17 protein-coding genes are annotated in these 18,791 nt (G+C 63.5%); 4 read left to right on the top strand and 13 right to left on the bottom strand.

The window, feature by feature from the left end; translation table 11 throughout:
* Positions 1–14: 14 nt before the first annotated feature.
* The 3 genes from qcrA to ACTU6V_RS11050 all read left to right on the top strand — a co-directional run bounded on the left by qcrA (position 15) and on the right by ACTU6V_RS11050 (position 3,418).
* A complete protein-coding gene (gene qcrA / locus ACTU6V_RS11060; RefSeq protein ID WP_443469423.1) occupies positions 15–1,091 on the top strand; it encodes a cytochrome bc1 complex Rieske iron-sulfur subunit in 1,077 nt (358 codons plus the stop codon).
* Complete coding sequence (qcrB, locus tag ACTU6V_RS11055) at positions 1,088–2,899, top strand: cytochrome bc1 complex cytochrome b subunit (RefSeq protein WP_443475616.1); 1,812 nt, start codon at positions 1,088–1,090, stop codon at positions 2,897–2,899. The genes qcrA and qcrB overlap by 4 nt, the downstream gene beginning before the upstream one ends.
* A 99-nt stretch (positions 2,900–2,998) precedes the next feature.
* Complete coding sequence (locus tag ACTU6V_RS11050) at positions 2,999–3,418, top strand: rhodanese-like domain-containing protein (protein WP_443475615.1); 420 nt, start codon at positions 2,999–3,001, stop codon at positions 3,416–3,418.
* A gap of 115 nt (positions 3,419–3,533) precedes the next feature.
* Here the strand turns inward: ACTU6V_RS11050 and ACTU6V_RS11045 are convergent, their stop codons facing one another.
* The 5 genes from ACTU6V_RS11045 to ACTU6V_RS11025 all read right to left on the bottom strand — a co-directional run bounded on the left by ACTU6V_RS11045 (position 3,534) and on the right by ACTU6V_RS11025 (position 8,575).
* Positions 3,534–3,968 carry a cytochrome c oxidase subunit 4 gene (locus ACTU6V_RS11045; protein WP_443469426.1) on the bottom strand — a complete coding sequence of 145 codons (435 nt, stop codon included), beginning with the start codon at positions 3,966–3,968 and terminating at the stop codon, positions 3,534–3,536.
* A 3-nt stretch (positions 3,969–3,971) separates the two neighbouring features.
* Positions 3,972–5,720 carry an aa3-type cytochrome oxidase subunit I gene (gene ctaD, locus ACTU6V_RS11040; protein ID WP_443469427.1) on the bottom strand — a complete coding sequence of 583 codons (1,749 nt, stop codon included), beginning with the start codon at positions 5,718–5,720 and terminating at the stop codon, positions 3,972–3,974.
* A 5-nt stretch (positions 5,721–5,725) separates the two neighbouring features.
* Positions 5,726–6,634: an aa3-type cytochrome oxidase subunit II gene (ctaC, locus tag ACTU6V_RS11035; protein WP_443469428.1), complete on the bottom strand. Its 909-nt coding sequence runs from the start codon at positions 6,632–6,634 to the stop codon at positions 5,726–5,728.
* A gap of 95 nt (positions 6,635–6,729) precedes the next feature.
* Positions 6,730–7,092 carry an iron-sulfur cluster insertion protein ErpA gene (gene erpA / locus ACTU6V_RS11030; protein WP_417511294.1) on the bottom strand — a complete coding sequence of 121 codons (363 nt, stop codon included), beginning with the start codon at positions 7,090–7,092 and terminating at the stop codon, positions 6,730–6,732.
* Positions 7,093–7,171: 79 nt separating this feature from the next.
* Positions 7,172–8,575: a dipeptidase gene (locus ACTU6V_RS11025; protein ID WP_443469429.1), complete on the bottom strand. Its 1,404-nt coding sequence runs from the start codon at positions 8,573–8,575 to the stop codon at positions 7,172–7,174.
* 45 nt (positions 8,576–8,620) lie between these two features.
* On the opposite strand from ACTU6V_RS11025, the gene ACTU6V_RS11020 reads away from it, so the two are divergent.
* Entirely contained in the window at positions 8,621–9,184 is a 564-nt protein-coding gene (locus ACTU6V_RS11020; RefSeq protein WP_443469430.1) for a DUF3043 domain-containing protein, read from the top strand.
* A 1-nt stretch (position 9,185) separates the two neighbouring features.
* Here the strand turns inward: ACTU6V_RS11020 and ACTU6V_RS11015 are convergent, their stop codons facing one another.
* From ACTU6V_RS11015 to lspA, 8 genes are all read right to left on the bottom strand, one after another.
* Positions 9,186–10,193 (bottom strand): quinone-dependent dihydroorotate dehydrogenase, encoded by a 1,008-nt coding sequence (locus ACTU6V_RS11015; RefSeq protein WP_443469431.1) that lies wholly within the window; start codon positions 10,191–10,193, stop codon positions 9,186–9,188.
* Positions 10,194–10,203: 10 nt separating this feature from the next.
* Positions 10,204–10,680: a transcriptional regulator NrdR gene (nrdR, locus tag ACTU6V_RS11010; RefSeq protein ID WP_443469432.1), complete on the bottom strand. Its 477-nt coding sequence runs from the start codon at positions 10,678–10,680 to the stop codon at positions 10,204–10,206.
* Positions 10,681–10,684: 4 nt separating this feature from the next.
* Positions 10,685–12,013 (bottom strand): histidinol dehydrogenase, encoded by a 1,329-nt coding sequence (gene hisD / locus ACTU6V_RS11005; protein WP_443469433.1) that lies wholly within the window; start codon positions 12,011–12,013, stop codon positions 10,685–10,687.
* Position 12,014: 1 nt separating this feature from the next.
* Positions 12,015–13,070, bottom strand: coding sequence for a hypothetical protein (locus tag ACTU6V_RS11000; RefSeq protein ID WP_443475614.1), 1,056 nt, complete (start codon positions 13,068–13,070; stop codon positions 12,015–12,017).
* An 11-nt stretch (positions 13,071–13,081) separates the two neighbouring features.
* Positions 13,082–16,552 (bottom strand): DNA polymerase III subunit alpha, encoded by a 3,471-nt coding sequence (dnaE, locus tag ACTU6V_RS10995; RefSeq protein WP_443475730.1) that lies wholly within the window; start codon positions 16,550–16,552, stop codon positions 13,082–13,084.
* 88 nt (positions 16,553–16,640) lie between these two features.
* Positions 16,641–17,213 (bottom strand): GNAT family N-acetyltransferase, encoded by a 573-nt coding sequence (locus ACTU6V_RS10990; protein WP_443469435.1) that lies wholly within the window; start codon positions 17,211–17,213, stop codon positions 16,641–16,643.
* Between the two features lie 59 nt (positions 17,214–17,272).
* Positions 17,273–18,193, bottom strand: a complete 921-nt coding sequence (locus ACTU6V_RS10985; protein ID WP_443469436.1) for an RluA family pseudouridine synthase — start codon at positions 18,191–18,193, stop codon at positions 17,273–17,275.
* A 2-nt stretch (positions 18,194–18,195) separates the two neighbouring features.
* Entirely contained in the window at positions 18,196–18,789 is a 594-nt protein-coding gene (gene lspA, locus ACTU6V_RS10980; RefSeq protein ID WP_443469437.1) for a signal peptidase II, read from the bottom strand.
* Positions 18,790–18,791 lie beyond the last annotated feature (2 nt).

The following is an 18,791-nucleotide window of genomic DNA, read 5'->3' as shown; positions in this document are numbered from 1 at the left end:
GTACGAGGAGCACCATGGCACACGACGACGACTCGCAGGCCCTTGACAGGGCCTACCAGCCCTCCCCTGGGCTGGGCGTCGCAGTCAACGATCCCGTGCAGAATCCGGGTCTGCCGCCGCATCGCGAGCGGATGACAGACAAGGACACGAAGGCAGAGAAGCGCGCGGCACGCACCGTCTACACGCTGTTCTATCTGTCGCTCGCGGGCAGCATCTGGGCGGTCGCCGCCTACATGCTGTTCCCGATCGAAGATGGTTCGCTGGCGTCGATCCGCAACAACAACCTCTTCATCGGCCTGGGCATCGCCCTGGCTCTGCTTTCCATCGGAATCGGCGCGATTCACTGGTCCAAGGCGCTCATGAGCGACAAGGAGCACATCGAGTATCGCCACCCGACCCGCGGCAAGGACTCCACGCGTGAAGCGGCCATCCAGGCCTTCGCTGACGCCAATGAGGAGTCCGGCTTCGGTCGCCGCACGATGATCCGCAACTCGCTGATCGCCGCGCTTGTCGCCTCCATCGTTCCCGGTGTGGCCCTGTTCCGTGGTCTCGCACCGCACAGCACGCCTGATGACCCCCTCGCCGGCGACCCCGTCGCACTGCTCAAGCAGACGATGTGGGACAAGGGCCAGCGTCTGGTCCGCGACCCCGACGGCACACCGATTCGCGCGGCGGATGTCACGCTAGGATCCGCTTTCCACGTGATCCCCGAGGACCTTGCCACGCTCTCCCACCACGATGGCTACCTCGAAGAGAAGGCCAAGGCGATCGTGCTGATGATGCGTCTCCGCCCGGAGCAGCTCATCGAAGCCGAAGACCGCAAGGACTGGTCGTACGACGGAATCGTCGCCTACTCGAAGGTGTGCACGCACGTCGGATGCCCGGTCGCCCTCTACGAGCAGCAGACGCATCATCTGCTGTGCCCCTGCCACCAGTCGCAGTTCGACGTCACCGATCACGCAAAGGTCATCTTCGGCCCGGCTGCGCGCCCACTGCCGCAGCTGCCGATCACGGTCGATGATGACGGCTATCTCGTCGCACGCAGCGACTTCACTGAGCCTGTTGGCCCGAGCTTCTGGGAGCGCCATTGAGCACCGCAACGCTGTCTAAAGAGGACAACGACAACAAGGCGCCCCTTGGCGGTCGCTTCGTCGGAGCGACCGCGAACTACATCGACGAGCGCACGAGCCTTTCCGGCTTCATCAAAGAGCTGGGTCGAAAGATCTTCCCCGACCACTGGTCCTTCATGCTCGGCGAGATCGCTCTGTGGAGCTTCGTCGTCGTCTTCATCTCCGGATCGTTCCTGACGTTCTTCTTCGATGCATCGATGGTCGAGACGCACTACACGGGCGCGTACGCTCCGATGCGAGGCATCGAAATGTCGGCCGCACTCGAGTCGACGCTGCACATTTCGTTCGACCTGCGTGGCGGACTGCTGGTCCGTCAGATCCACCACTGGGCTGCTCTGGTCTTCGTCGCTGGAATCGGCATCCACATGCTCCGCGTGTTCTTCACCGGCGCATTCCGCAAGCCCCGCGAGCTGAACTGGGTGATCGGCTTCGTGCTGTTCATCCTGGCAATGGCTGAGGGCTTCACCGGTTACTCGCTGCCTGACGACCTGCTTTCCGGTAACGGTCTGCGCATCATCGACGGCATGATCAAGGGTCTCCCCCTGATCGGCACGTGGACCTCCTTCCTGCTGTTCGGAGGCGAGTTCCCGGGCACCGACATCGTCGGACGCCTGTACACGCTGCACATTCTGCTGCTGCCGCTGCTCGTGATCGGTCTGATCGTCGTGCACCTGATGCTGATGATCGTCAACAAGCACACCCAGTTCGCCGGCCCCGGCCGCACGAACGACAATGTCGTCGGCTTCCCGATGATGCCGGTGTACATGTCGAAGATGGGTGGCTACCTGTTCATCGTCTTCGGTGCGATCGTGCTCATCGCGACCTTCTTCCAGATCAACCCGGTCTGGAACTACGGCCCCTACGACCCCTCCCCGGTGTCTGCGGGAACGCAGCCTGACTGGTACATCGGCTTTGCCGATGGCGCGCTGCGCCTCGCACCGCCGAACCTGGACGTCGTCTTCCTGAACCACACCTGGTCGTTCGGCATCCTGATTCCGGTCGTCATCCTCGGGCTGTTCATCGTTGCCGTGGCCATCTACCCGTTCATCGAGGCCTGGGTGACCGGCGACAAGCGCGAGCACCACATCGCCGAGCGTCCGCGCAACGCCGCGACGCGCACCGCGATCGGTGTCGCAGGCGTGATCTTCTACGCAGTCATGTGGGCCGCTGCATCGTCTGACCTCATGGCGACGCACTTCCACCTCACGATGGAAGGCGTAATCCACTCGCTGCAGGCGCTGCTGTTCGTCGGCCCGATCCTCGGCTACTTCGTCACCAAGCGCATCTGCATCGCGCTGCAGAAGAAGGACCGTGAGATCGTTCTGCACGGCTACGAGTCCGGTCGCATCGTCCGCCTTCCCGGTGGCGAGTACATCGAGGTTCACCAGCCGGTCGACCAGTACGACCGTTGGAAGCTCATCGACGTCGAAGGCTACGAGCCCCTCGTCGTGCGCCCCAACGCCAAGGGACGTATCCCGTGGACGCAGAACCTGCGTTCCTCGATGTCTCGCTGGTTCTACGAAGACCGTCTCTCGCCGCTCACGCAGGCAGAGGTCACGGCTGCTGACGCCCACCAGCACCACGTGTCCGCCGATATGGCTGAGACCGAGGCAGCCGAGATCCAGGGTGCTCACGAGCGCGCTGGCGCTCCGGATGCCCCGCTGCAGCCTGACGCCGAGACGCACATCGGTGAGACTCCGAACACCCCGAGCTCGGTCATCGCGACTGACCCGGTGAAGAAGCCCAAGAAGGGTGAGAGCGACAAGTAATAGTCCGCTCCCCCTTCGCAGAAGGCCCTGTCCATTTTGGACGGGGCCTTCTGCGTTACATCCGCGCCCGATGCGGTCACACGAGAATATGCTGGGGCCATGATCGATCGTGCCGAGTTCTTCACTGCCAAGCTCTCCTACGAGACCGACGCCAGCGACGTGTACGCCGCGCAGAAGGCTGGAGAAGACATCGTGGTCGTCGATGTCCGCTCCGACGAAGCGTGGGCGCAGGGACGCGTATCAGGCGCCGTCCACATGCATTACAGCGAGATCGCGGCGCGTGCGCCGCAAGATATCCCCCGCGATGCCCGTGTGGTCGTCTACTGCTGGAGCCCCGGCTGCAACGCCGGCGCCAAGGGCGCACTGGAGTTCGCCAAGCTCGGCTACGACGTCCGCGAGATGATCGGCGGGTTCGAGTACTGGGTCCGCGAAGGTTACCCCGTCGAGGATCACGACGGTGTGCACCGCCGCCCCATCGACCCACTCACCGGTGTACCCCGCATCCGCATCCGCCCGTGATCCTGCGGTCGTAGAGCAGGCGAGCCCGGACGATCCCCACGCAGCAGCATCCAGCGCAGATGGAGAACGCCCCGGAGGATTCTCCGGGGCGTTCTCTATGTGTTGCGGGACTGGCTCAGCGAGCGAAGTTTCCGCGGTAGTACTCGTAGACCCATCCGACGATCGCGACGAGGAAGATCGCCACACCGATCGGGAGCAGGAACTGTCCGACGGCCATGCCGACCAGGAACACACCTGCTGACGCTGCCAGCACCATCGGCCACCAGGACCACGGGCTGAACTCGCCGAGTTCCGGGTCACCGTCATCGATGTCAGAGGTCAGGATGTCTTCGGGCAGCTCGCCACCCTGTGCCTTGTACGTGCGGTCGAGGTAAACCGCAACCATCGCCGACATGAAAGCAACGAACAGGAGAGCGATCGTACCGACCCACTCCACCTTTGCCGCACCGACGAGTTCGGGGTACGCGAGGATGTGCCACACCGTGTAGGCGGCCGAGACCACCAGGAAGAAGACGGCGAGGATCCACCAGAGAACGACGTTTGAACGCATGGCTTACTTGGCCTCTCCGTCCGCACCGGACATAGCGGGGGCGGGGACACCGGCCGGGTGCTCTGCCGCCTCGGGGTGGTTCAGATCGAATGCCGGACGCTCACTGCGGATGCGCGGGATCGACGTGAAGTTGTGACGCGGCGGCGGGCAGCTGGTCGCCCACTCGAGCGATCCACCGTAGCCCCACGGGTCGTTGACCGTGACCTTGGGCGCCTTACGAGCCGTGATCCAGACATTCAGGAAGAACGGCAGCATCGAGGCGCCGAGGAGTATCGCACCGATGGTGGAGACCTGGTTACCCCATGTCCAGCCGTCAGCCGCGGAGTAGTCCGCGTAGCGACGCACCATGCCGTCGACGCCCAGCCAGTGCTGGATGAGGAACGTCATGTGGAAGCCGATGAACAGCATCCAGAAGTGTACGTAGCCGAGTCGCTCGTTGAGCATGCGCCCCGTCCACTTCGGCCACCAGAAGTAGAAGCCGGCGAACATGGCGAACACAACGGTTCCGAACACGACGTAGTGGAAGTGCGCCACCACGAAGTACGTGTCACTGATGTGGAAGTCCAGCGGCGGCGACGCAAGGATGACACCAGTCAGACCGCCGAACACGAACGAGACCAGGAAGCCGAGCGAGAACACCATGGGCGTCTCGAACGTGACCGAACCTCGCCAGAGCGTTCCGATCCAGTTGAAGATCTTCACACCGGTCGGCACTGCGATGAGCATCGTCATCAGCGCGAAGAACGGCAGCAGGACACCACCGGTCACGTACATGTGGTGAGCCCACACGGACACCGAGAGAGCAGCGATCGAGATCGTTGCGTAGATCAGCGTCTTGTATCCGAAGATCGGCTTGCGGCTGAACACCGGGAAAATCTCGGAGACGATGCCGAAGAACGGCAGCGCGATGATGTACACCTCCGGGTGCCCGAAGAACCAGAACAAGTGCTGCCACAGGAGCACACCACCGTTGGCCGGGTCGTAGATGTGAGCGCCGAGGATGCGGTCGGCCGCTGCAGCGAAGATCGCTGCAGCGAGCACAGGGAACGCCATCAGGATCAGCAGGCTGGTGATCAGCGTGTTCCACGAGAAGATCGACATACGCCACATCGTCAGACCCGGGGCACGCATCGTGATCACGGTGGTGATGAAGTTGACTGCACCAAGGATCGTTCCGAAACCGGACATTCCGAGGCCGACCATCCACAGGTTTCCACCCGCTCCTGGCGAGAACGATGCGTTGGCAAGGGGCTGATAGGCGAACCAGCCGAACGAAGCCGCACCCTGCGGGGTGAGGAAGCCGGCGACCGCAATGATCGAACCGAAGAGGAACAGCCAGAACGCGAAGGCGTTCAGTCGCGGGAACGCGACGTCGGGCGCACCGAGCTGCAGGGGCAGGATCGCGTTCGCGAAGCCGGCGAACAGCGGCGTCGCGAACATCAGCAGCATGATCGTGCCGTGCATCGTGAACAGCTGGTTGTACTGCTCCTTCGTGGGAACGATCTGCATTCCAGGAGCGAACAGCTCGGCACGGATGACAAGAGCCATCACACCGCCGAGGAGGAAGAACAGCACCGATGCGATCAGGTACATGTACCCGATCGTCTTGTGGTCGGTGGACGTGAGCCATTTGACAACAATGTTGCCCTTCTGCTCAGTTCGAGATGAACTCAGCAGAGCGGCCTGACGGGCCGGAAGCGCAGTGGGGCGAGCACCAGCCGGCTGGCTGGGGGCCTCAGTGGTGGTAGTCATGAGGATTACTCTCCCTCTTCCTCGGAGTCCGTGCCCGGAGCACCAGTGCCCGGGAGGTTGCCGAGTCGGTCATACGCGTTGTTGATGTCGCCGACGTTGCCCTCATCGCGGAGGTCTTCAATGTAGGCGTCGTACTCGTCCTGTTCAACGACCTTGACGTTGAACATCATCATCGAGTGGTATTCGCCACACAGCTCGGCGCACTTGCCGTCGTACTCACCGACACGCGTCGGGATGAAGGACCAGGAGTTGTCCTTCCCGATGAACATGTCCTTCTTGTAGAGGAAGTCGATGATCCAGAACGAGTGAGCGACATCGCGCGACTGAAGGCTGATCTGCACCTTCTGGTCGACGGGCAGAACGAGCGTCGGAAGTGCTTCCTTGTCGATGTTTCCGTCGGCGTCGGCCTGAGCCTGGACACCCATGGTCCACACGGCGTCAGAGAGATCATCGTCGTCGCCGGCGTACATGAAGTCGAACGCCCACTGCTTGCCGATCGCAGTGACCTGCACGTCGGCATCGTCACCCCACTGGGTCTCGATCTCTGCCTGGTCACGCGCGGTGAAGAAGAACATCGCACCGACGAGGATCAGCGGAATCACCGTGTAGAAGATCTCGATCGGCATGTTGTACCGCATCTGGACCGGGAGACCGGTCTGACCTTTACGGCGGCGGTATGCGATCGCCGCCCAGCCCATGAGGCCCCATGTGATGAGACCGACGATGAGAAGCACGATCCACGAGTTCACCCAGAGCGACGCGACACGGTCGGTCTGGTTCGTGGCGGCAGTGCCGTCTTCTACAAAGCCCGGGAGGAATCCGTGAAGCTCGGTGGGAGAACATCCCGCCAGGGCCACGGCTGCCGCAATTCCTACAGGAATAGCGGCCCAACGAAGGCGGCGTTTCGAGGGCACGATGCACCTTTCAAGATCGCGGACAGGGCTCAACCAGTCTAGGGCAAGCTCACACCTGATTCATGCCAACCACGCAGGCTGGACACGGCTTATGTTCAGTGGAAGCTGTCGCCGCAGGCGCAGCTGCCAGCCGCATTGGGGTTGTCGATCGTGAAACCCTGCTCGGAAATCGTGTCCTTGAAATCGATCGCAGCCCCATCGAGGTAGGGAACACTCATGTTGTCGACGATGACCTCTACGCCGTCGAAGTCAATGGTCTCGTCGCCGTCGAGGTAGCGCTCGTCGAAGTAGAGCTGGTAGATGAGGCCTGAACATCCGCCGGGCTGGACCGCGACGCGCAGACGAAGGTCGTCACGTCCCTCCTGCTCCAGAAGGTTCTTCACCTTCGTCGCAGCAGCAGAGGTGAGGGTGACGCCATGGGGAGTCTTGGTCTCGGAAGTGATGGTCGTGTCGCTCATGTCGCTCCTTATGACAGGCCGCGCATACGCACGGCTGGCTTATCTGTGATTCTACCGCCGGGTGCCGAAGAAGGCTCCTTCAGCGCGCGTTCATCCGCGTCAGCATGAGCGCTTCGGTCAGCACCGCGTGGCGGAACGTCTCCAGGTGCAGGGATTCGTTCGGGCTGTGCGCCCTCGAGTACGGGTCTTCCACCCCGGTCACGAGGATCTGCGCCTCAGGGAACTCGCGTACCAGATCAGCGATGAACGGGATAGAGCCGCCGACGCCGAGATCGACCGGTTCGGTTCCGTAGCCGTCTGCCATCGCCTGACGAGCCATCGATACTGCCCATCCGCTGGTATCGACCAGGAACCCGTCGCCCAGATCGACGTCCGAGAACGTCAGCTGCGCACCGAATGGCACATGCTCGCGAAGGTGCTTCTCCATAGCCGCGTACGCCTCCTCGCAGCTCTGCCCCGGTGCTACGCGAGCGCTGATGACCACGGAGACCTCGGGGAGCAGAGTGTTGGATGCGGCTTCCACACTCGTCGCGTCGATGCCGACGACCGTCACGGACGGCTTGTTCCAGATGCGGCTCAGAATGCTGTCGCGCCCGATCGGGGTGGCCCCGGGAAGCAGGCCCGTCTCGTCGCGCAGAGTATCTTCGCCGTACTCGGGCGTCGGCGCTTCGCGTTCGGCCAGGCCCTCCACAGCGACGGCGCCGTCAGCATCCCATAGCGTCGAGAGCAGCCGCACGGTCGCCATCATCGCGTCGGGCACCGCTCCCCCGAACATCCCGGAATGGGATGCGTGATCCAACGTGCGCACGGTGAGGGTGAAGCGCGCGTTTCCTCGCAGCGAGACCGTGAGCCCAGGCGTGTTCGAGTCCCAGTTGCCGGAGTCCGCCACGACGATCGCGTCGGCACGCAGCGCATCGGCGTTGTCGCTGAGGAACTGTGTGAACGAGCGCGAGCCGTACTCTTCCTCACCTTCGATGAACATCGACACACCGAGATCGAAATCATCGCCGAGCACTTCGCGCACTGCGCGCAGAGACGCGATGTGCGACATGATGCCCGCCTTGTCGTCTGCCGCCCCCCGGCCATAGAGCCGCCCGTCGCGCACGGTCGGCTCGAAGGGCGAGGTCTCCCACAGCGCGTCGTCTCCGGGAGGCTGCACATCGTGGTGGGCATAGAGCAGGATTGTGGGCTTGCCGTTGCGCGCAGCGCGCGTAGCGAGAACGGCCGGCTGCCCCATCTCATCAGTCCCCGGCACGGCGGCGCGCAAGACCCGCACCTCATCGAAGACGTCTGCCGCTCTGGCGAGTTCGGCGACGCGCTCCGCGCTGCGCTCGAGCTGGGTCTGGTCGAACGATGGCCAGGCGATACCCGGGATGCGCACAAGATCACCGAGGTCTGACAGTGCGCTCGGGATGCCGAGGTTCACTGCTTCAATGACGGCGGATTCGGTATCGGGGCCGGCTGTGGGCGGGACAGAAGTCATGCGAGTAATCTTAAGGCTTCACCGCATTCTGATTCGAGGAGTTCCGTGGCCACTTCCACCCCATCGACGAACGACGAGTCCCCCGAGACCCCGGTCGCCGGCAAGGGACGGCCGACCCCGACTCGTGCAGAGCGCGAAGCCGCCCGCCGCCGCCCACTCGTCGCCGATACCAAAGAAGCACGCGCTGCTGCCAAGGCGCAGCTGCGCGAGCAGCGGGATCGCGCGCAGGCTGGCATGGCCGCGGGCGAGGACAAGTACCTTCCGCCCCGCGACAAAGGCCCGCAGCGTCGCTGGGTGCGTGACTACGTGGATGCTGGATGGCATCTGTCCGAATGGGTGATGGCGCTGATGGTCGTCGTCATCCTCGTCTCGCTCGTACCGGACCCGACGTTCTCGTTCTATGCCTTCATCGGGCTCTGGGCCTTCGTCGTGCTCGCCGTGCTCGACATGGTCTTCCTCGGGGGGCGCGTGAAGAAGAAGGCCGCCGCGAAGTTCGGTAAGGATCGTCTCGAGAAGGGCCTTGGCTGGTACGCCGCGATGCGCTCACTGCAGATGCGCTTCATGCGCCTGCCCAAGCCTCAGGTCAAGCGCGGCCAGTACCCCGCCTGATTCACAACCCTCGGTTGATCTGCCGCGCCCACAGCGGGCCGCGGTAGAGGAACGCTGTGTATCCCTGAACGAGAGTGGCGCCGGCATCCAGTCGTTCGCGAACGTCGGATGCCGTCTCCACTCCCCCGACGGAGATCACACAAAACTCGCTCGGCACGGCTTCGCGGACGACGCGCAGCACCTCCAGCGAACGTTCACGCAGCGGCGCGCCAGAAAGGCCGCCTGCGCCGGCAGCTTCGACGACCGCGGGATCCGTCAGAAGCCCCTCGCGACCGATCGTCGTATTGTGCGCGATGATGCCGTCCAGACCTTCGGCGACCGCGAGGCGCGCGATTCCGACGATCTCATCGTCGGAGAGATCCGGGGCGATCTTCACAAGCAATGGCGTTCTGCCCGCTGCCGTCTTCACCGCACGCAACAAGGGCGCGAGGGTCTCAACAGCCTGCAGACCCCGAAGGCCTGGCGTATTCGGTGAAGAGACGTTGACGGCGAGATAGTCAGCCAGCGGCGCGAGCTTCGCAGCGCTCTCGACGTAGTCGGCTGTCGCGTTCTCGACGTCGACGACCCGGCTCTTGCCTATATTGACGCCGATGATCGTCTTCGGGCGACGGTGACGCAGCTTCGCGAGCCGTTTCGCCGCTGCATCCGCGCCTGCGTTGTTGAACCCCATTCGGTTGATCACCGCACGGTCAGGCACGAGGCGGAACAGGCGCGGTTTCGGGTTGCCGTCCTGCGGGATGGCCGTCACTGTGCCGATCTCGACATGACCGAATCCCAGCGCCGCAAGCCCACGCACGCCCACTGCGTTCTTGTCGAAGCCAGCCGCTACGCCGAACGGCGAATCGAAGACGAGGCCGAGCGCATGAACCTGCTGTCTCGGCGCACACAGCGCACGTGCCGCCCACGAGAATGGCGGCGCACCGAGCACGCGGATGACAGCCATCCCGGCGTGGTGCGCGAACTCAGGATCGAAGCGCGACAGGACGGTGCGAAAGAGGAAGGGATACATCCCTGCCAGATTACCCGTCGGTGGCTGCTGCCTCTGACCTCGCGTGGTCTGCCCGCAGATCAGTGATCGCCGTCTCGAAGTCTTCCAGCGACTCGAAGGCCTGGTAGACGGAAGCGAACCGCAGGTAGGCAACCTCATCCAGATCGCGCAGCGGCCCGAGAATGGCCAGGCCGATCTCATTGGCATCGAGCTGTGAGACACCGGTCTGCCGCACGCTCTCTTCTACCCGCTGCGCGAGGATGGCGAGGTCCGCCTCTGTTACTGGGCGTCCCTGGCAGGCCTTGCGCACTCCTGAGATGACCTTCTCACGACTGAAAGACTCCATGACTCCGGAGCGCTTGATCACGTTGAGGCTCGCGGTCTCGGTCGTGGTGAATCTGCCACCGCACTCCGGACATTGCCGGCGCCTGCGGATCGAGAGTCCGTCATCGCTGGTACGCGAGTCGATCACGCGGGAATCAGGGTGGCGACAGAAGGGGCAGTGCATGGTGTTACAGCGTAGTCGCTGAGCTGTCGCCTTCCTGGAAGCGCGCTTCGATGGCCTCGCCGTGAGCGGGGAGCACCTCGGTGTTCGCCAGCGCGACGACACCCTCGCGCACGGCTGCGAGGGCGGAGTGGTTGTACGAGATCACCTGCTGGGGACGCAGGAAAGTATAGGCACCGAGCCCGGGCGTATAGCGTGCCTGTCCCCCGGTCGGCAGCACGTGGTTACTCCCCGCCATGTAATCTCCGAGGCTCACCGGCGTCTGATCGCCGACGAAGATCGCTCCAGCACTGGTGAACGCCCCCGCCGCTTCCTGCGCATCTTCGAGGTGCAGCTCGAGGTGCTCCGGTGCGTAGGCGTTGCTGAAACCCGTAGCCATCGCGCGGTCGTCGACGAGGATGATCGCGGACTGCGGACCTGACAGCGCAACGTCGACACGCTCGGCGTGCTTCGTTGCTGCGGCGAGCTCTGCGAGATGAACGGCGACGCGCTCGGCGAGAGACGCATCGTCGGTGACGAGCACGGCCGATGCCTGCTCGTCGTGCTCAGCCTGGCTCACAAGGTCGGCAGCGACAAGTCGCGCGTCCGCGGCACCGTCGGCGACGATGAGGATCTCGGTCGCTCCAGCCTCGGAGTCCGTTCCCACGACGCCGGCCACTGCACGCTTGGCAGAGGCGACATAGTTGTTGCCCGGTCCGGAGACGACATCGACGGGATCCAGATCGAGATCGGCCACGCCATGCGCGAAGGCGCCGATTGCCCCCGCACCGCCGATCGCGTAGATCTCGGTGACCCCAAGCAGACCGGCCGCAGCGAGAATCGTCGGGTGGATGCGCCCGTCTTGATCTGCCTGCGGCGGTGAGGCCAGCGCGATCTGCTGCACCCCCGCGACCTGGGCGGGCACGACGTTCATGATCACGCTCGACGGATAGACCGCCTTGCCGCCAGGAATGTACACACCGACACGGTTCACCGGCTGCCAGCGCTGCGTGATGAGCGCACCGTCGCCGATCTGCGTCACACGGGTATCAGGCACCTGCGCTGCGGATGCCTGGCGCACGCGGCGAATCGCCTCTTCGAGCGCGGCCTTGATCTGCGGAGTCAGAGACTGGACAGCCTCCTGGATGTGCTGCGCGGGCACGCGGATCTCGTGGCCGGTGACACGATCGAACTTCTCGGCCTGGGCGCGGAGAGCTGCCTGCCCATCGGTGCGAACGTCTTCAACGATTCGCGCTGCGGTCTCGAGCGCTTCAGCGCGCGCCTGAGTGGCGCGCGGGACGGCGGCGAGCATGTCTGCCGGCGAGAGCTGCTGCCCTCGAAGATCGATTGTGCGCACGTCAGCCTTTCGTGATGTCTGCGATTTCGTGGAGGTAGCCGATACGTCCGTCATCATGTCGGATAACGTAGGCGCCTCCTCGATCTTCGACGACGAGAGCCCAGGCATCCGGACCGATGCGGAACAGCGGCGCCCCCTGCTCATCGACGACGTCACGCGCGGTTGGCGCGAGCGCCCAGAACGGCTGAGGCTGGCTGTTCTCCGCCTCGACGACGAGATCGTCCTCGACGACCGGGTCCTCCTCGATGAAGAGCGTCTCGTTGGAAGAGCGCCGGTAAGTGGGGACGTAGTCGTCGTCGAGATCCATCGCCGTGCCGATCGCACCTCCTGAGGCGTGCTCGGTCAGCGGGACGCTCCCACCGAGATTCTGCTGCTCGACGGTCTCATGAGTGATCTCATCAACGGACTCCTCATCGAACGAGTCGGCGATCTCTGCGTCGAGTTCCACCCCATCGGCGATGGCTGCGCCGGCCGCCGTGCGCTGTGCCGTGCGCTCAGGACGAGGACGGGCGATCACGGGACGCACGGGGTTGGCATTGCGGTGCGCGAGAGTGACAAGGCGACCGTGGAAGTCTTCACGCAGTCCCGGGATGATCGGGGCGAAGACGGTGACGATGACGAGCATGATGAGCGCCGCCAGCTGCACCCACGGCACCCAGATCACCCCATATGAGCCGTTGAGCACGGAGACCGAGACGAATTCCCAGATGACCTGGACCCACCAGAGGGCGGCGATCGAGAACACCACCGAGGCGAACTGGTCTATTCCCAGTGACCCCACTCTGCGGATCCCATCAGGGGAGAACCGACGGAGGACGATCAGGAAGACCGCGACAGTCGGCAGCCCGAGCGGGATGATCCAGCTGATGCCCTGCAGCCACAGAGCAGGACCCCATCCGACGGGGATGAACGAGACGATGAACAGCACCAGCCATGCGGCGACGATGAGCAGCTCACGCAGCGTGAACCTCAGGATGCCGGGTTGAGGGGTGACCTGTTCGGCGTAGAGCACGCCGTCCTCGTCGGAGAAGAGCTCTTCCGGTGTGTCCGTACTCATGGGTCTCGATACTACCCGAGGCATGTCGGGCCGAGCAGAGATTTCAGGTCGCCGAACAGATCTGCAGAGACTTTCACCGGCATCGGCACGTCGAACACCTTCGCCGTCTGCCCACGATGCACGCGCAGCACGACCTCAGTTTCACCGTTGTGCCTGCGCAGCACCTCCGCGAGTTCGTTCATCACCTGTTCTGTGGCGCGCTGCTCTGCCAGTAGAAGCGAGAGCGGCCCAGCCGCGTCGAACGAGCCGACGTCGGGAGTGAACGCTGACTGCGCATGCAGATTCAGGCCGTCGTCGCGTCGCGAAACACGGCCGCGGACCGCCAGGATGGCGTCTTGCTGCAGCGTGTGCTGGAACTCCGTATAGGTCTTGCCCATGAACATCACCGTGACTTCGCCGTTGAAGTCCTCGATCGTGATCATGCCGTAGGGGTTTCCGCTGGCCTTCGCGACTCGGTGCTGAACGCTCGTGACCAGCCCCGCGACGGTGACCTGGTCGCCATCTTGGAGATCTTCCGAGGCGAGCAGGTTGTGAATGGAGATGGACGCGTGCTTTGCAAGCGGAACCTCCAAACCTGCCAGCGGGTGATCCGAGACGTAGAGCCCGAGCATCTCGCGTTCGAAGGCGAGCTTGTCCTTCTTGATCCACTCAGGGCGATCCGGGACCTTCGCTGGCGGCGCCTCCTCCTGTGCGTCGTACAGGCTGTCGAAGTCGAAGCCGATCGCGCCCTGCGCCTCGTTGCGCTTCTGGTCGACCGCCGCCTCTGTGGCATCCTCATGGATCTCCATCAGCGCTCGGCGTGTGTCGCCCATGGAATCGAACGCACCGGCTTTGATCAGAGACTCCACCGTGCGCTTGTTCGAGACATGCAGCGGAACCTTCTTCAAGAAATCGTGGAAGGAGCCGAAGTTGTCTTTCTCGCGCGCCGCGATGATGCCGTCGACGACGTTGCTGCCGACATTGCGCACCGCTCCGAGACCGAAACGGATGTCTTCGCCCACAGCGGCGAAGTAGTTGATCGATTCGCGGACGTCGGGCGGCAGCACCTTGATGCCCATACGGCGACACTCGTTGAGGTAGATCGCCATCTTGTCTTTGGAGTCGCCGACGCTCGTGAGCAGCGCGGCCATGTACTCAGAGGGGTAATGCGCCTTCAGGTACGCGGTCCAGTACGACACGAGTCCGTACGCGGCCGAGTGCGCCTTGTTGAATGCGTAGTCCGAGAACGGCAGCAGGATGTCCCACAGCGCTTTGACTGCTGCATCACCGAAACCGTTCGAGCGCATTCCGCCGTGGAAGCCTTCGTACTGCTTGTCGAGCTCTGATTTCTTCTTCTTACCCATCGCGCGACGCAGAATGTCTGCCTGGCCGAGGGTGAAGCCGGCGACCTTCTGCGCGATGGCCATCACCTGCTCCTGATAGATGATCAGGCCGTAGGACTCCTCGAGAATGTCTTTCAGAGGCTCTTCGAGCTCGGGGTGGATGGGCGTGATCGGTTGCAGACCGTTCTTGCGCAGTGCGTAGTTCGTGTGCGAGTTCGCTCCCATGGGACCAGGGCGGTACAGCGCGATGAGAGCCGAGATGTCACCGAAGTTGTCTGGCTTCATCAGCCGCATCAGCGAGCGCATCGGCCCGCCGTCGAGCTGGAAGACTCCCAGCGAGTCGCCCCGGGTCAGCAGGTCGTAGGAAGGTCGATCATCGAGTTCGAGATGCTCGAGATCGAGCTCTTCACCCCGGTTCGTACGGATGTTGTCGAGCGCGTCAGAGATGATCGTGAGGTTTCGCAGCCCCAGAAAGTCCATCTTGATCAGACCGAGCGTCTCGCACGACGGGTAGTCGAACTGCGTGACGATCTGGCCGTCCTGCTCACGCTTCATGATGGGGATGATGTCGAGCAGCGGCTCAGACGACATGATCACACCGGCAGCGTGCACGCCCCACTGACGCTTCAGCCCCTCAAGACCGAGCGCGCGGTCGAATACCGTCTTCGCTTCGGGATCGGTCTCGATGAGCGCCCGGAACTCGCTCGCCTCTTTGTAGCGAGGGTGCTTGCTGTCGAACATGCCGTCCAGCGGCATGTCCTTGCCCATGACGGGTGGCGGCATGGCCTTGGTCAGGCGCTCTCCCATGCTGAAGGGGAAGCCGAGCACGCGTCCGGCGTCCTTGAGCGCCTGCTTGGACTTGATCGTGCCGTAGGTGACGATCTGTGCAACGCGTTCTGAGCCGTACTTCGCGGTGACGTAGTCGATCACCTCGCCGCGGCGCCGGTCATCGAAGTCGACGTCGAAGTCAGGCATCGAGACGCGGTCCGGGTTGAGGAAGCGCTCGAAGATGAGACCGTGCTCGAGCGGATCGAGGTCAGTGATCTTCATCGCATAGGCGACCATGGATCCAGCTCCGGAACCACGGCCGGGGCCGACGCGGATGCCGTTGTCCTTGGCCCAGTTGATGAAGTCGGCGACGACGAGGAAGTAGCCGGGGAACCCCATCTGCAGGATGATGCCGGTCTCGTACTCGGCCTGCTTGCGGACCTGGTCCGGGATGCCGTTTGGATAACGGTGGTGCAGACCGAGCTCGACTTCTTTGACGAGCCAGCTGTCTTCGGTCTCGCCGTCGGGAACCGGGAAGCGCGGCATGTAGTTCGCCGCCGTGTTGAACTCGACTTCGCACCGCTCGGCGATGAGGAGAGTGTTATCGCACGCCTCGGGGTGATCGCGGAACATCTGGCGCATTTCCTGCGCCGTCTTGATGTAGTAGCCGTCACCGTCGAACTTGAACCGGTTCGGGTCATCCATCGTCGAGCCGGACTGCACGCACAGCAGCGCGGCGTGCGCGTCGGCCTCATGCTGGTGCGTGTAGTGCGAGTCGTTCGTCGCGACCAGCGGAATATTCAGGTCCTTCGAAATCTTCAGCAGATCGCTGATCACGCGGCGTTCGATCGACAGCCCGTGGTCCATGATCTCGGCGAAGTAGTTCTCTTTGCCGAAGATGTCCTGGAACTCGGCGGCAGCTGCGCGAGCGGCGTCGTACTGGCCCAGGCGCAGGCGGGTCTGGATCTCGCCGGAGGGGCACCCTGTCGTCGCGATCAGGCCCTTGCCGTATTTCTGCAGCAGCTCCCGGTCCATCCGGGGCTTGAAGTAGTACCCCTCGAGGCTCGACAGCGAGCTCAGCCGGAAGAGGTTGTGCATACCCTCAGTGCTCTGACTCCACATCGTCGTGTGGGTGTACGCACCAGAACCGGAGACGTCATCGCTCTTCTGATCCGGCGAGCCCCATGCCACACGAGACTTGTCGCTGCGATGGGTGCCGGGGGTGACGTAGGCTTCGAGGCCGATGATCGGCTTGACGCCCGCGTTCTTGGCCGCGTTGTAGAACTCGAAGGCTGCGAAGGTGTTGCCGTGGTCGGTTACAGCGATGGCCGGCATGCCGTAATCGGCGGCCGCCTGGGTCATCGCGTTGATCTTCGCGGCACCATCGAGCATCGAGTATTCGCTGTGAACGTGCAGGTGTACGAAAGAGTCAGATGCCACGCCTTCGAGTCTACGTCGGGGGCCAGACACCGGCCCCCGCTCATCCGAGATCGAGACGCATCAGCACACGAGGGAACCCGTCGAGAACCGATTGCGTGTCGGATGCCAGGGCGAACCCCGCTCGCTCGAACAACGCCTTCGTGCCGACGTACATCATGGTCAGGTTCACCTTCGCGCCCTGATTGTCGACCGGATAGCCCTCCACCGCGGGCGCCCCACACGTCTTCGCGTATGCGACAGCGCCTTCGATCAGCTCATGCATGAGACCCTGCTTACGATGCCCCGGCCGAACTCGGAAGCACCACAGCGACCAGACATCGAGCTCATCGACGTGGGGAATGCGCCGATTCGTCGCAAAGCTCGTCTCGCGTCGAGGCTGAAGCGCTGCCCAGCCGACCGGTTCGCCATCGAGATACGCGATCACACCGGGCGGAGGATCACCTTCGCACAGCTCTCGCACGCGCTCCGCGCGCGCTGGCCCTTTGAGGAGGTTGTTCTCCTTCGCTCTGAGCCGGTAGCTCAGGCAGAAGCACACGTTCGATGTCGGCTTCTTCGGACCGACGACCACAGCGACGTCGTCGAAGACCGTCGCCGGTCGCACCTCGATGCTCATCCCGTCATTGTGCCGGATGCCTCCGACACCCGCCGGTACGGGTTCTTCGACGAACCCTGTCAGTCTCCGCGCAGAATCCCGAGTGCATGCTCGAAATCGGCCGGATAGCCTGACTCGAACTGCACCCACTCCCCCGTCGCGGGATGCGTGAATGCGAGCTTGTGCGCGTGCAGCCACTGCCTCGTCAGCCCCAAGCGTGCGGAAAGAGTCGGGTCCGCCCCGTAGAGCGGATCACCGACACACGGATGCCGGTGTGCAGCCATATGCACGCGGATCTGATGCGTGCGCCCCGTCTCGAGATGAATCTCCAACAGCGACGCCCCGGGGAACGCCTCGAGCGTCTCATAGTGGGTCACAGACGGCTTGCCGTCGGGAATGACGGCGAACTTCCATGAGTGGTTCGGATGCCGACCAATCGGTCCTTCGATAGTCCCTGCCAACGGGTCTGGATGCCCCTGAACGACCGCATGGTAGATCTTCTCGACCGTGCGCTCCTTGAAGGCGCGCTTGAGCGCTGTGTACGCCGACTCGCTCTTGGCGACCACCATGAGCCCGCTCGTGCCCACATCGAGCCTGTGGACGATGCCGGCCCGCTCGGCTGCGCCACTGGTGGCGATCCGGAACCCTGCCCCGGCGAGAGCGCCGAGCACCGTCGGCCCTTCCCACCCCACAGACGGGTGGGCTGCAACGCCTGTCGGCTTGTCGATGACGACAATGTCGTCATCGTCGTAGACGATGCCGAGCTCTGGCACTTCGATCGGAACGATCACGGGGCCCTGCTTCGGCTGCCATTCGACATCCAGCCATCCGCCGCTGCGCAGGCGATCGGATTTGTCGAGAACCGCTCCATCGAGGCGGACTCCACCCGCGGAGATCACGTCAGCGGCGAAGGTTCGCGAGAAGCCGAGCATCTTCGCAAGCGCCGCATCGACGCGTGCGCCGTCCAGCCCGTCTGGCACGGGCAGCGACCGTGATTCCACGATCAGTTGCCCTTCTCAGTGACCTCGGACTCGGAGGTCTCGGACCCGACAGCCTCAGATTCGACGTTCTCGGAATCGACGTGGTCCTTCTCGCGCGTGCCGTCGAAACGGATGCCGAGAATCACCAGCAGCGCGACCGAGATCATGCCGCACACGATGAAGATATCGGCGACGTTGAAGATCGCAGGCATCATCCACGGCATCGAGATCATGTCGACGACGTGGCCCACGGCGAATCCCGGCTCCCGAAAGAGCCGATCGGTGAGATTACCGAGCACACCGCCGAGCAGGCATCCGAGAACAACGGCCCAGAGCCTCGACCGCAGCCCGAAGGCTTTCCAGACGATGATCGCTGCGACAACCGTGAGGGCGATCGTGAAGATCCACGTCACCCCGCTGCCGAGCGAGAACGCTGCACCGGAGTTGCGAATGTAATAAAGCTGGAAGAACTCGCCGATCACGGGGACCACCTCATGGAGAGGCAGGTTCTCGACCGTGAGGTACTTCACAAACTGATCGGCGGCCAGCACCACCACCGCGAGAATCGCGACGATGATGCCGGCCGCCGACCGACGAATCGGACGATGTTCGGCCAAAG

It is taken from the genome of Microbacterium zouquanmingi, from assembly GCF_052266675.1.
Lineage (GTDB): Bacteria > Actinomycetota > Actinomycetes > Actinomycetales > Microbacteriaceae > Microbacterium.
Note: the sequence above shows the minus strand (reverse complement) of the source record. Positions and strands in the feature narration are given on the sequence as shown.

Excerpts from the sequence above, each read along its gene's own strand:
- ctaD (WP_443469427.1), bottom strand. The coding sequence starts at position 5,720 with ATGACTACCACCACTGAGGCCCCCAGCCAGCCGGCTGGTGCTCGCCCC.
- ACTU6V_RS11000 (WP_443475614.1), bottom strand. The coding sequence starts at position 13,070 with ATGAGTACGGACACACCGGAAGAGCTCTTCTCCGACGAGGACGGCGTG.
- ACTU6V_RS11025 (WP_443469429.1), bottom strand. The coding sequence starts at position 8,575 with ATGACTTCTGTCCCGCCCACAGCCGGCCCCGATACCGAATCCGCCGTC.
- ACTU6V_RS11015 (WP_443469431.1), bottom strand. The coding sequence starts at position 10,193 with ATGTATCCCTTCCTCTTTCGCACCGTCCTGTCGCGCTTCGATCCTGAG.
- qcrA (WP_443469423.1), top strand. The coding sequence starts at position 15 with ATGGCACACGACGACGACTCGCAGGCCCTTGACAGGGCCTACCAGCCC.
- erpA (WP_417511294.1), bottom strand. The coding sequence starts at position 7,092 with ATGAGCGACACGACCATCACTTCCGAGACCAAGACTCCCCATGGCGTC.
- dnaE (WP_443475730.1), bottom strand. The coding sequence starts at position 16,552 with ATGCTCGATGGTGCCGCGAAGATCAACGCGATGACCCAGGCGGCCGCC.
- ACTU6V_RS11050 (WP_443475615.1), top strand. The coding sequence starts at position 2,999 with ATGATCGATCGTGCCGAGTTCTTCACTGCCAAGCTCTCCTACGAGACC.
- nrdR (WP_443469432.1), bottom strand. The coding sequence starts at position 10,680 with ATGCACTGCCCCTTCTGTCGCCACCCTGATTCCCGCGTGATCGACTCG.
- ACTU6V_RS11045 (WP_443469426.1), bottom strand. The coding sequence starts at position 3,968 with ATGCGTTCAAACGTCGTTCTCTGGTGGATCCTCGCCGTCTTCTTCCTG.
- ACTU6V_RS10990 (WP_443469435.1), bottom strand. The coding sequence starts at position 17,213 with ATGAGCATCGAGGTGCGACCGGCGACGGTCTTCGACGACGTCGCTGTG.